The organism is Streptomyces aurantiogriseus (genome assembly GCF_014649375.1).
Classification (GTDB): Bacteria; Actinomycetota; Actinomycetes; order Streptomycetales; family Streptomycetaceae; genus Streptomyces; species Streptomyces aurantiogriseus.
On sequence record NZ_BMSX01000001.1, the window covers coordinates 324,445 to 336,491 of the forward strand.

The following is a 12,047-nucleotide window of genomic DNA, read 5'->3' on the forward strand; positions in this document are numbered from 1 at the left end:
GAGGTTGCCGTGCACGGACGCACATCCGCACCCTACGGACGCTCTTCGCATCGGTACGCCAGAGCCGTCGCGGCGGCCGTCCTCGCCGTGGCGGCCCTGGTGATCGCGGCCAACGCGGTCCCGGCCCACGCGGAGGGCACCCGGCCGGCACCGGCCGTGGCGGAGGGCCAGGTGCGGGGCGGGTGAGTCAGAACTCCGCCGTGTCCAGGTCGAACCCGAGGGGGGCGGGCAGCGGCACGGTGAGGCCCAGCTTGCACTTCGACGCCTTGGCGTACTGGTCGCCGGACGGCTCGGAGTGGACCGTCACCGCACCCTCCTCGCGGTCGATCAGGAGGTAGAGGGGGATGCCGGCGCGGGCATAGCCGAGGATCTTCTTCTCGCGGTCCCGGTCGGCGGTGCCGGCCGAGGCGACCTCGGCGACGAGGAGGACGGCGGAGGGGTCGTGCCACTCTTCCTTGTCGTCGAAGGTGCCCTTGGGGGCGATGGCGAGGTCGGGGACGACGTGACCGGTCACGGAGGCGCCGGGGACGTTCAGGCCGATGCCTGTGCAATTGCGCAGGGACCGGTCTTGTCGGCGGTCGATGATTTGCTCCGTCAGCTCCGACACGATCTCCTCGTGCTCCCCGTTGGCCGGAGGCGTCACGCAGATCTCCCCTTCGATCAGCTCCACGCGCCAGCCCCTGGGAGCCGTCGCACTGATGAGCTGGAAGACCTGCTCGACGCTCGCGCCCTCATGGCTGGGCACGCCGCTGTCCGCGTCGCTGTCGCTGTCGCCGTCAGCGTCGTCATAGGGGCCGTAAATGGCCTCGCCCTGGTACCCCGGCATGATGATCGGCTCCGCCGTCGCCATGACAGACCTCCTTCGCTCAGCGCGACCCTCCCAGCGTAGACGGGGAGCCCGGAGAGGGAATCCGGAGCCGTTCACTCGAACGAGTGTGCTGGTACGTTTCCGCACGGCCCGCCCACGGCCGGCCCCTGTCCCACGGCCTGCCTAGTCGCACGTCCTCCGGTACCCGGCGTCCGGCACGTACGTCCTCCACTGCTCCCTCGTCAGGCCCGCTCCCGCTCGCGCGCACACCCGTTCCACCACCCGGGCCGGGTCGATCACGTGGCGCTGGAGGGGGACGTGGGTGCCGGAGGCGTACAGGGTGGTGCTGTCGGGGCTGAAGGAGAGGGACTCGATGGCCTCGCCCGCTGTGGGGACCGGGTCGCCCAGGGGCTGTTGGGTCGCCACGTCCCAGAGTTGGAGGGTGCCCGCGTCGCCGCCGACCGCGAGGGTGCGGCCGTCGGGGCTGAGGGCCAGGGCGGCGACGGCCTCGGGGGTGTCGCCGAGGGGGGCCGGGAAGACGTTGCGCAGGACCCCGGAGCGCCGGCGGAGGTCGCTGTCCCAGAGGGCCACGCGGCCGGTCATGTCGCCGGCGGCCAGCAGGGAGCCCTCCGCGTCGAAGGCCAGGGCGCCGAGCTGCTCGCCCTGGACCAGGTCGCGCCGCAGGGACCGGCCCGAGGGGAGAGGGACCGTGCTGGTGTCGGAGAGGAGCAGTCCGCCGTCGGGGCGGACGGCGAGGTGGATGCCGGTCAGGCCGCGCGGGAGGGGCGCTCGGCGGCCGGTCGGGACGGTCCACGCCTCGTCGACCACCTCGCCCACCCGGTCCGTGCGGGCCGCGTAGAGGGTGCGGGCGTCCGGGGAGAGGGCCAGCGAGAGCACCGCACCCGCCGGGTCCGCCGGCGACGGCACCAGGTCCAGGGTCGTCCTGCCGTGGTCCTTCCGCACGTCCCACACCGTGATCCGCTGCGGGGCAGCCTCCCTGCCGGGGGCCGAGACACCGTACGCGAAGGTCGAGCCGTCCGGGCTGAACGTCATCAGGGGGAGGGTGTCCGCCGGGACGACCGGCAGGGCGCGGTCACGGGAGACGGGGAGGGGTGGGGCGGGGAGGGTGCGTGGGGTGCCGGTGCCGCTCGTGGGCCGGAGGCGGAAGGTGTAGTGGGTGCCGGTGCGCTCCGCCGTGGCCAGGGTGCGGCCGTCGGGGCTGAGGAGGGTGTCGGCCAGGGGGCGGTCCCGCCAGGCCTTCGTCGTCGGGGCCGTCACGTCGAGGGAGTGGACGGTGCCGCCCTCCAGGTAGCGCAGGACGGGGTGGACCGGGTCCCACGCCAGGCCGCCGTACAGGTGCTGGTTGTTCAGGGCGTGGCGGAAGACGGGGGCCTGGGGGGCGGACAGGCGCCAGACGCGGACCTCGCCGCGGTCGGCGGTCGCGAGGAAGGAGCCGTCGGGGCTGAAGGTGGCGTAGGCGGCGGGGGCGGGGAGGCCGGCGAGTTCGCGGCCGGTCCTCGTGTCCCAGACCTGGACGCCGGTGTCGGTGAGGGCCGCGAAGCGGGTGGTGCCGGGCGGGGCGGGGACGAGGGCCGAGGTGTCCGTGCAGACTCCGCTCGCCCGCTGCCAGGCGCCGGGGACGGTGCGGCCCGCCCTGCGGACCGTGGGTGCCGCGCCGACCGGGCAGGTCATCACGGCGTCGCCCGCCGGGGAGACCGCCACGTTCGCGCGGCCCGCCGTCCCCCCGGTTTCGAACAGCAGGCGGCCGTCGGCGGCTGAGCGGAGCTGGACCCAGTCGTCGTCGATGCCGCTGAGGAGGTAGGTGTCGCCGCCGGGGGCGAAGCCGAGGTCGTACCAGCCGGAGGCCGGGCGGCGCGGGCCGCCGGTCCAGCGGGCGGCCCGGGTGTCCCACAGACGCAGGCCGTCGGCCGTGGACACGGCGAGGAGGCGGGCGTCCGGGGACACCGCGCGGACCGTGTCCGTGCCGTCGGGGAGCCGGCCGGAGCGGGTACGGCGGTGCGCGGTCACGTCCCAGGCCGTCCAGCGGCCGTCGGCCACGCTGAGCAGGGTGCGGCCGGAGTCGGCGAGGAAGCGACGCGGGCCGTCGCCGGGGGCGGGGTCGGTGAAGGTGTCCTGTTCCGGCTGGGCGAGCGCGCCGAGCAGCGCCCGCCGGGACTCGGGCAGCGGCGAGACCCGCCAGGCGGCCACACCGAGCAGCATCGCCGCGCGCGGGTCGGTGGTGCGCAGACCGTCGGCGACGGCGGCGATGCGGCGGGCGGCCGTGTCGGTGTGCTGGCGCGCGTTGTCGCGGGCCTGGTGCCACGCGGTCAGGCCGGCGAGCAGCGCCACCGCGAGCACGGCGGACAGCGCGGCCACCAGCGTCCGGGCCCGGCGCGCGGAACGGGCCGCCGTGTCCTGCTCCACCGCGCGGGCGGTGAGCGAGGCCCGTACGAAGGCGCGCTCGGGCGCGGTGAGCGTGCTGTCGCGCGCGTGGTCGGGGAACAGTTCCTCCACGCGCGCGAGCCGGCTGCCCCGGTACAGGGTGCCGGGGTCGCGGTCGTGCTCCAGCCAGACGCGGGCGGCGTCGGTCAGGCGCCGGTGGTGGCGCAGCCGTTCGCGGTCCTCCTCCAGCCAGCCGTGCAGCCGGGGCCAGCAGGTCAGAAGGGCCTCGTGGGCGAGCTGGACGCCGTCCTCGGCGACGGTGAGCAGCCGGGCGCGGGCCAGTCGTTCGACGACCAGGGGCACCGACGGGTCCGCCCACGCGTCGAGTTCGGCGCGGGTGAGGGGGCGGCGGGTGTCCGGGGTGCCCGCCTGGCCGGGCGCGACGAGCCGCAGCAGCAGGTGCCGGGCCGTCGTCGCCTGCTGGGGCGACAGCTCGCCGTACACCTCCTCGGCGGTCGCGGCGATCGCGCCGCGCACCCCGCCGGCCGCCTCGTACGCGCCGAGGGTGAGCATGCGGCCCCTGCGGCGACGCCAGGTCTCCAGGAGGGCGTGCGAGAGCATCGGCAGGCCGCCGGGCTGGTCGAGGACCTCGTCGACGATCCGCGTGGTCAGCTCGCGTTCGACGAGCAGCCCCGCCGCCTGCGCCGGGCGCACCACCGCCTCCCGCAGCTCGTCCGCGGTCATCGGGCCGAGCAGCAGCCCGGCGCCGGAGAGGGCGTCGGCGAGGCCGCGGTGCTCGGCGCAGCGGGCGTAGAAGTCGGCGCGGACGGTGAGCAGGACGCGCAGGCGGCTTGCGGGGGCACGGGCGGCGAGCAGCAGGTCGATGAAGCGGGCGCGTTCGGCGCGGTCCCGGCAGAGGGTGAAGACCTCCTCGAACTGGTCGACCACCACCCAGTTCGCCGGCCAGTCCGCGGCGGGCCGCAGCAGATGCCCGTACGTCTGCGCGGGCCGCGCCCCCGGGGTGAACACCCGCAGCACGGCCGTATCGCCGCGCCGGGCGATCTCCTCGCGGAGGCGGGGTATCAGCCCGGCCCGCAGCAGCGAGGACTTGCCGCTGCCGGAGGGCCCGAACAGCACCGCCAGCCGGTGGTCGCACACCAGCCGGCTGAGCTCCTCGACCATGCGGTCCCGGCCGAAGAAGAGGTGCCGGTCGTCGGTCTCGAAGCGGGCCAGCCCCCGGTAGGGCGCCGCGCCGTCCCCCTCCTCACCCACGGCGGCCGCCGCCTCGGCCTCCTTCCACCGCAGCTCCCACTCCTCCAGGTCGCCGCCGCAGGCCCGTACGTACCCCTGGAGGACGGCGAGCGACGGCAGCCGTTCGCCGGACGCCGCCTGCGACAGCGTGGTCGCGGAGAAGCCGGCCGTGCGGGCCATCGTCCGGTACGACGGGCCGCCGGCCGTCCGGCGCAGCTCCCGCAGCTCGTGCGCGAGCCGCTGAACGGGACCGGCCTCGGGGTCGACGGGTCTTTCGGGACGCCCCATGCGTTCACCTGCTTCCGCGCTGCTCCGACCGCCTTCGTACGCGGTGTTGATGACAGGTGAGTGACGGGTGTCCGAACAGAGAAGCGAGCGTTTTCTGCATTGATTGGCCTGGTGAAGGGGGCTGCCAATCAACTCCGCGGATGTGAACGTCGGTTGCGCCGCGCCGGTTCCCGGCCCGGTGCGCCCGGCCCGACCAGCCGGGCGACCGCACTGACAGCACGTGGAGAGCCACCGCATGTCCCAGGCAATCAAGAGCAGGTCCGAGGCAGTCGAGAGCAGCTCCGAGGCAGGCAGGAGCAAGAGAGCGTCCCGCCTCGGCAGGGCCGCCGTCGTCGTGGGCAGCGCCGCCGCGCTGACCATCGGTCTGACCGGCAGCGCGAACGCCGCCCTGCTGAACCCCTTCCCGTACATGGGGCAGGGCGCCCCGGTGCAGGAGATGTTCCAGCCCTGGTTCGACTACGACTCGGACGGCTGCTACCCGGCGGCGGCCGTCGACTCGAGCGGTCGGCTCAACGGCGGCCTCAACCCCTCCGGAGCGCTCAACGGCAGCTGCGGGCGGGACCACCTCGGCAGGGCCAACACCTACTCGCGGGCCAAGTGCGACAAGGGCACCGGCTGGTGCGGCATCGTCTACACCCTGTACTTCGAGAAGGACCAGGGCAACAAGGTCCTCGACATCGGGCACCGGCACGACTGGGAGGCCGCCGTGGTCTGGTACCGCAACGGCGACCAGTGGCCCAGCTACGTGTCCACCTCCGCCCACGGCAACTACACCACCAAGCGGTTCAACGACGTGGAGCGGGAGGGCAAGCGCTTCAAGGTCGTCTACCACAAGGACGGCGAGTTCGGCACGCACGCGTTCCGCTTCGCCAAGGTGGGCGAGCGGGCGGAGGCGTGGGGCAACGGCGGCTGGGACCGCCCGGCCCTCGTCCCCTACGACACCCTGTGGAGCAAGAACCGCACGGCGTTCAACGCGCTCGCGAACTCCGAGTGGGGCCAGGCCAACTTCCCGCTCCAGGACAAGGGCGACCGCTTCCGCAACACCCTGAACAAGGCCAAGCCGTCCGACATCCGCTTCAACGCCTGGAGCTGACCCCACCCGGACCGCGGCCGCCGGCGGCATCTCCCCCACCCCCGCCGGTGGCCGCTCTCCGCCTGCGCGGGCCCGAGTTCAGCCCTGGGTCTGCAGCTGGTGCAGTTGTTTGCGGACGTGGTCCAGGGCACCCTCGCGGCGGCCCGGGACCCGGCTGCGGAGGTCGGCGAGGGCGGGGCCGAGTTCGCGGGCGCGGGGGGCGTCCGTGATGCGGCCCCACTGGTGGTGGGCGCGGTCCACGGCTGCCTCCACTGCGGGCGCGTCGACCGGCTGGCCGGCGGACAGGCGGGCGGCGGCGACCGCCATCCACGTACGGCAGCTGCGCTCGGCGTCCCCCGCGAACATCGCCAGATCGGCCCGCACCTCGGCCCAGTGCAACGCCTCCTCCGACCCCGGCCCGTGCGCGGCCACTGCGGCCTGCTCCCAGCGGGCGGCGAGGGCGTCGGCGTCGGCGTGGTTCCCGGACTGGACGGCCGTGGTGATGGCGGCGTGGGGGTCGGTCGTGTCGGTGGTGGCGGCTCGGGGGGCGGTGCGGGCCGCGGTGGGCTCGTTCGTCGGTGGTGCGGGGAACGTCAGCCTGTCCGGCGCTTGAGGACGAGGCCCGTGCGGGGCCGATGCGGGAGGCTGGGGGCGGTAGCCCCCAGGGACGGGACGGGCAGGGGCGGCGGGGGCGTAACCCACCCCGGGACCGGCGCCGGTACCGACCCCGGACAGCACCAGGTCCCCCACCTCCCCCTCCCCGGCGACACGAGCCAACGCCATCTGATGCAACTGCTCCGCCGCCGGCCGGCCACCGCTCCGCAATATCGTCGCGACCGCCTTCATGTACGTCGGCGCGGCCACCCTCCGCCGCCCCGCCGGCGGCGCGACACGACCGTGCACGGCGACGCCGGGCCCGCAGTCCAGGGCATGCCCCCGCAACCACGCCCATGTCTCCGCGTCCGCGTGCAGGTCGAGCAGCAGCGTCGTCGACCCCACCGGCCGCAACCGCAGCTCCTCCCGGAACCAGTGCCAGGGAAACGCGGTGTACCGGACGGTCGCCGGCGTCGTACGGGCCAGCGCCAGATGGGGCAGCCGCTGACGCCGGTCGAGCTGGAGCTGCCCGGTGACGAACAGCGTCAGCGGCCCGGTCGCCGCCGCGGCGGCCCGCAGCCGGGTGAGCACCGCCTGCGGCTCCAGCGGATCGGCGAGCTCGACGACGTTCGCGGTGTCGGTCCCGGCCAGCACCGCGGGCGGTACGGCCGCGAGCACGGGAAGCACGGACGCCGCGTCCACCAGGCACCCCTTGCCCACGGGTGAGGCCGCGAGCAGCAGCACGGTTCCAGGCATCGTCCCTCCCCCTGTCGATCACCGTACGTCAGCACCGTAACCGCTGCTGCTGCAAAGGTGGACCTCAGGACTGCAAACGTCCCCGTACGGGGCCTTCGTCGCCCTCGGCGCCCCCGGCCCCCATCCGCCGCACCGCGAAGATCGTCGTGTCGTCGTCGAGATGCCCGCCGCAGTGGCGCAGGGTGCGGTCGCGGACGTAGGCGACGAGGCGGCCGGGCTCGGCGGTGCGGGGATCGCGGGTGAGGGCCTCGGCGAGGTCGTCGGCGAGCGGGTAGAAGGCGCCGGTGCTGTCACGGGCCTCGGTGACACCGTCGGTGACCAGCAGCAACGTCTCCTCGGCGGCGAGGGGGACGTTCAGGACGGACGGGGAACCGCCGGAGGTGAGGTCACCGAGGCCCAGAGGGAGCCCGTCGCCGCATGGCAGCTGCCGTACCCCCGCCGGACCGAGCGCGAGCGGCGGCTCGTGGCCGAAGCCGACACACTCGACCGCACCGGTCTCGCCCTCGGGGAAGCCGAGGAGGACGGCGGTGGCGAAGCGGTCGCCGTCGTCGCGGCCGAGGGCGACGGTGTGGACGCGGTGGCGCCGCATCCGGGTCTCCAGGCGTTCGGCGACGGTCGCGAGGTCCGCCTCGTGGTAGGCGGCCTCACGGAAGGTGCCGAGCAGCGCGGCCGCCGCCTCCACCGCGCCCAGCCCCTTTCCCTGCACGTCACCGAGGAGGACGCGGGTGCCGTGCAGGCCGGGCTGGATGTCGTAGAAGTCGCCGCCCATCCGGGCGTCGGCGTCCGCGGCGAGGTAGACCGCGGCGTGGTCGAGGCCGCCCCAGCCGGGCGGCAGCGGGCGCAGCACCGTGCGGCGGGTGGTCTCGGCGATGTGCCGCATGTGCAGCATCCGCCGCTCCGCGCGCACCCGCATGTCGGCGGCGAGGACGGAGAGCACCCCGCCGACGAGGACGAGGACGAAGTCGGCGGGACCCGCACGGTACTCCTCGGGCCAGGCGGCGTCCGCCTCGACGTACGTGATGAGCGCGAGCACCGCGAAGAGCGCCGTCGTCCACACCCCGCACAGCACGGCCGCGATGGCGGCGACGAACACACACCAGGCGACGATCCGGAACTCGCCGGTGGTGTTGTAGTCGACGACCGCGATGACGACGAGCGTCAGCAACGGCACCAGCCAGGTCACGCTACGGCCGCGGATCTGCAGCAGCTGGTGGCGTTGCAGCACGTCCCGGCGCCGGGCCCGCGGGTAGCGGTCGAGCAGCCCCTGGCCCCGCTTCATGAGGTCAGCGAAGCACGCGCGGCCACAGGTCGCACCCCGACCGCGACGCCGACTTGCCACCGGCCCCCGCCGAGGTGTGCCCTGGAAGCCGGGGGCGAGGAGAGAGGAGTGCTCTCATGGCTCATCCGGCACCCGCGCTGGGAATGCGGACCCCTCCCACGACGACACCCGACGTCTTCAGCGAGCGGACCCACAGGATCGCGAAGTGGGCGCTGCCCGTCGTGCTCGGGCTCGTCTACGGCTACTGGGCCGCGGCCAACCAGCGCAGCGGCGGGCCCATCACCGGCTGGAACGTCCTGTTCGGCTTCGTCACCGCGCTCGTGTTCGCCGTGCTGTACATCGGCGTACGCGCCGTGGCCCCGCGGATGAAGCGGGAACAGCACGCGCTGCTGTGGTCGGCGTTCGCCGGCTGCGCGTCCGGCTTCCTGATCAACCAGGCCGGGTCGAGCGTCGTGTACTCCACGGGCGTCGCGGTGGCGATCGCGGCGGGCTTCTTCGCGGTGCTGTTCTATCGCTACTACACGCACGAGGACGCGGAAGGACACCGCATCAGCTGACGCGTACGTGGACCCCGGCGGTTCCTCGCCGGGGCCCACGTTTCCCTCATCCCTCCACTCACCGCGCGAGCGAGATCCACTCCCACCCGCTCGACGAGGCTGCGGAAGAACCGAAGTTCCAGGAGTTGTTCCAGGAGTTGTTCCAGGAGTTGTTCCAGGAGTTGTTCCAGGAGTTGTTCCAGAACGGGTCCGCCCAGTTGCCCCGGTCCCTGTCCCTCCACTGCGGCGACGAATCGACGCAGTACCAGTACGGGGTGCCGTCCCAGCTGTACCCGAGGACCACGCACTGGACACCGCCGCCGCCGTGGCCGACGGGCGCAAGCGTTGCGACGACGGTTGCTTGGGTGGTGGGTGACTGTCGCAGGTTCAGGTCCGTGCGGGGCGCTGCCGCCGCTGTGGTGCCCGCCGCCGTGACGGCGAGGGTGCCACCGGTGAGCAGGGCCGCGGCCAGGGTCCGCAGGGCCGGAGTGGTGCGCATGATCGACCTCCTTCTCCCCAGATCCATGAGACACCCGTTCGGGTGAACCCTCCACCGGAGAGCGGAGTCCCCAGGTCGGCCAGGGGTTGCCGGACGCCACTCCACTGGCGGAGTCCCGCTCGCGCCCCCTCGCCCGCACCGCGTTGCCTGGAGGCGTGTCCCGACGCCTGCGGACCGCCGTCTCGGCCGTCCTCATCGCCCTCGCCTGCCTCCTGCTGCCCTTCGGCACACTGGCGGCCTGGGCGGCGTACGGGCTGACGGACACCGGACGCTACGTCACCACGATGGCGCCGCTGGCCTCCGACCCCGCCGTACGGGACGCCGTCGCGGACACGGTCGGTGAGGGCATCCTGCGGGAGGCGGCCCGCGACGGGCGCCGGCCGTCCGCGGAGGTGGCCCCCTTCGTGCACGACGCGGTGCTCTCCTTCACCCGCACCCGGGCCTTCCACGCCGGGTGGGACGCGGCCAACGAGGCCACGCACCAGTCGGTCATGGCCGCCCTGCGCGACGACCGCGTCGGCGACGTCACCGTGGACCTGACGCCGGTGGCCGCCCGCATCCAGCGCCAACTCGCCGCCGAGCGGCTGCCGTTCGCGAAACGCGTCCCGATACCGCACAGCCGGGTCACCGTCCTCCCCGCCCGTGACCTGGCCGCACTCCGGAAGGGCTATCACGTGCTCGACGTCGCCGGTTTCTGGCTCCCCCTCACGGCCGTCGCGCTCGCCGTCACCGGCATCGCCGTGGCGGCCTGCCGCCGCCGCGCCCTCACCGCGACGGCCCTCGGCACGGCCCTGGGCGGCGCGTTCCTCGGCCTCGCGGTGGCCATCGGCCGCCACCTCACCCTCGCGGACCTCCCCGACCACAGCCACCGCCCGGCCGCGGCGGCCGTCTACGACACCCTCACCGCGACGCTGCGCACGGCGTCCTGGCTGCTGTTGGCGCTGGGGCTGACAGTGGCGGGCGGGGTGTGGTTCACCCGGTACCTCCGTGTTCCGGCCCGGGGCTCCGCCCCGGATCCCGGGCACTCACCCACCACTCATCCGACTCGGCTGGACACAGGGTGAACGCCCTCCGGGTCTTCGCCCCCAGACCCCAGCGGGGGGCTCCGCCCCCTGCCCCCCAGCGCCGCCTTCCGCACCCCCACCGACGCCTCCCCTTGCGCCCCGCAACTCCGCCCCCTCACCCAAGCCCCACCCCCCGCGCCACCCCCGCAAGCACCCCCAAGGCCCGCCCCAACTCCTCCTCCCCCGCGGACGCGAGCCCCAGCCGCACCGCGTTCGGGGTGCGGTGCGGGTCGACGGTGAAGGCTGTGCCGGGGGTGAGGGCGATGCCGTGGGTGGCGGCTGCCGCTGTGAAAGTGTCCGCCCGCCAGGGGGCGGGGAGTTCCCACCAGGCGAAGTAGGCGTGCGGGGCGGTGTGGACGGTGAAACCGTCCAGGCGGTCCGCCAGCAGCCGCTGGCGGCGCGCCGCGTCGGCCCGCTTCGCCGCCACCAGGCGTGCCACGGTCCCGTCCCCGGCCCACCGCACCGCCGCCTCCAACGCGAACCGCCCCGCACTCCACCCCCCGGACCGCACCGCGCCGGCCACCGCCTCGACCCGGTGCGGCGGTACGACGAGGAAGCCGACGGTCAGTCCCGGCGCGACCCGCTTGGACAGCCCGTCGACGACATGGGTCAGCTCGGGTGCGTGAGCGGCGAGCGGGACGGCGTCCGGCTGGAGGAAGGACCAGATGCGGTCCTCGACGGCCGGGATGCCCAAGGCCCGTATCGTGCCCGCGAGTTCACGCAGCCGCCCATCACTCGTCCGCAGCGATGTCGGGTTGTGCAGGGCGGGCTGGACGTAGAGGGCGGAGAGGGGAGCGGTGCGGTGGGCGGCGGCGACGGCGTCCGGTCGTAGGCCCTCCCCGTCACCGGCGATCGGCACCAGCACGATCCCCAACCGGGCCGCGATCTCCTTGACCAGGGGATACGTCAGTTGCTCCACTCCGACCCGGCCGCCCGGCCGGACCAGGGAGGCGAGGGCGGCGGCGATGGCCTGGCGGGCGTTGCCCGTGAAGAGGAACCGGCCGGGGTCGGGGCGCCAGCCGGGGAGGCCGAGCAGGTCGGCCGCGGCCGCGCGGGCGGCGGCGGTGCCGTCGGCGGCGGCCGGACGCATCGCCTCGCTCAGCACATCCGGCCTGAGCAGCGGGGTGAGGGCAGGCGTCAGCAGCTCGGACTGGCCCGGCGCGGACGGGTAGTTGAGCTCCAGGTTCACCGGAGCGGCCGTGGCCGTCTCGACGAGCGCCCGCCCCTGCTCGACCACCGGGGTGGCCCGCACGAAGGTCCCGCGGCCGACCTCGCCCACCACCAGCCCGCGCCGCACGAGTTCGCCGTACACCCGCCCGGCCGTCGAGGCGGCGATGCGGTGCCGTCGGGCGAAACGCCGCTGTGGCGGGAGCTGTTGGCCGGGGACCAGCCGTCCGGCGGCGATGTCGTCGGCGATGCGGTCGGCGATACGTCGGTAGTCGTCCACCCGGTCCCCCCATGACATTGCACCGAGAGCAAAGATCTTATTGCACCGAGGAGTTGCCCGACCCTAGGGTC

Annotated in this window: 10 protein-coding genes; 4 read left to right on the top strand and 6 right to left on the bottom strand. The window is 74.4% G+C overall.

All coding sequences use genetic code 11. The features are described from left to right. The first annotated feature begins 9 nt into the window (after positions 1-9). On the top strand, positions 10-186 hold the full coding sequence (locus IE263_RS01550; protein ID WP_189931331.1) for a hypothetical protein: 177 nt from the start codon (positions 10-12) through the stop codon (positions 184-186). Between the two features lies 1 nt (position 187). Here IE263_RS01550 and IE263_RS01555 read toward each other — a convergent pair whose 3' ends face one another. Continuing rightward, positions 188-850: a Uma2 family endonuclease gene (locus IE263_RS01555; protein WP_189931333.1), complete on the bottom strand. Its 663-nt coding sequence runs from the start codon at positions 848-850 to the stop codon at positions 188-190. Positions 851-991: 141 nt separating this feature from the next. Continuing rightward, the gene (locus IE263_RS01560; RefSeq protein WP_189931335.1) at positions 992-4,729 is read right to left on the bottom strand and encodes an nSTAND1 domain-containing NTPase; all 3,738 of its coding nucleotides are present in this window, start codon (positions 4,727-4,729) and stop codon (positions 992-994) included. A 235-nt stretch (positions 4,730-4,964) separates the two neighbouring features. Here IE263_RS01560 and IE263_RS01565 point away from each other — a divergent pair, with 235 nt between their 5' ends. After that, positions 4,965-5,822 carry an NPP1 family protein gene (locus tag IE263_RS01565; protein ID WP_189931337.1) on the top strand — a complete coding sequence of 286 codons (858 nt, stop codon included), beginning with the start codon at positions 4,965-4,967 and terminating at the stop codon, positions 5,820-5,822. Between the two features lie 78 nt (positions 5,823-5,900). Here IE263_RS01565 and IE263_RS01570 read toward each other — a convergent pair whose 3' ends face one another. Then, positions 5,901-7,151: a hypothetical protein gene (locus IE263_RS01570; protein ID WP_189931338.1), complete on the bottom strand. Its 1,251-nt coding sequence runs from the start codon at positions 7,149-7,151 to the stop codon at positions 5,901-5,903. A 64-nt stretch (positions 7,152-7,215) separates the two neighbouring features. Continuing rightward, entirely contained in the window at positions 7,216-8,430 is a 1,215-nt protein-coding gene (locus tag IE263_RS01575) for a PP2C family protein-serine/threonine phosphatase (RefSeq protein WP_189931340.1), read from the bottom strand. Between the two features lie 116 nt (positions 8,431-8,546). Between IE263_RS01575 and IE263_RS01580 the strand changes: the two genes are divergently transcribed. Next, entirely contained in the window at positions 8,547-8,987 is a 441-nt protein-coding gene (locus IE263_RS01580; protein WP_189931343.1) for a hypothetical protein, read from the top strand. Positions 8,988-9,045: 58 nt separating this feature from the next. On the opposite strand, the gene IE263_RS01585 is transcribed toward IE263_RS01580, so the two are convergent. After that, on the bottom strand, positions 9,046-9,465 hold the full coding sequence (locus IE263_RS01585; protein ID WP_189931345.1) for an SH3 domain-containing protein: 420 nt from the start codon (positions 9,463-9,465) through the stop codon (positions 9,046-9,048). 155 nt (positions 9,466-9,620) lie between these two features. Here IE263_RS01585 and IE263_RS01590 point away from each other — a divergent pair, with 155 nt between their 5' ends. Further along, entirely contained in the window at positions 9,621-10,529 is a 909-nt protein-coding gene (locus tag IE263_RS01590; RefSeq protein WP_189931347.1) for a hypothetical protein, read from the top strand. A 115-nt stretch (positions 10,530-10,644) separates the two neighbouring features. Here IE263_RS01590 and IE263_RS01595 read toward each other — a convergent pair whose 3' ends face one another. After that, on the bottom strand, positions 10,645-11,976 hold the full coding sequence (locus tag IE263_RS01595) for an aminotransferase-like domain-containing protein (RefSeq protein WP_189931348.1): 1,332 nt from the start codon (positions 11,974-11,976) through the stop codon (positions 10,645-10,647). Positions 11,977-12,047: the final 71 nt, after the last annotated feature.

Bases quoted from the DNA above. Each gene is read 5' to 3' on its own strand.
- IE263_RS01580 (WP_189931343.1), top strand. From the start codon at position 8,547: ATGGCTCATCCGGCACCCGCGCTGGGAATGCGGACCCCTCCCACGACG.
- IE263_RS01585 (WP_189931345.1), bottom strand. From the start codon at position 9,465: ATGCGCACCACTCCGGCCCTGCGGACCCTGGCCGCGGCCCTGCTCACC.
- IE263_RS01560 (WP_189931335.1), bottom strand. From the start codon at position 4,729: ATGGGGCGTCCCGAAAGACCCGTCGACCCCGAGGCCGGTCCCGTTCAG.
- IE263_RS01575 (WP_189931340.1), bottom strand. From the start codon at position 8,430: ATGAAGCGGGGCCAGGGGCTGCTCGACCGCTACCCGCGGGCCCGGCGC.
- IE263_RS01555 (WP_189931333.1), bottom strand. From the start codon at position 850: ATGGCGACGGCGGAGCCGATCATCATGCCGGGGTACCAGGGCGAGGCC.
- IE263_RS01570 (WP_189931338.1), bottom strand. From the start codon at position 7,151: ATGCCTGGAACCGTGCTGCTGCTCGCGGCCTCACCCGTGGGCAAGGGG.
- IE263_RS01565 (WP_189931337.1), top strand. From the start codon at position 4,965: ATGTCCCAGGCAATCAAGAGCAGGTCCGAGGCAGTCGAGAGCAGCTCC.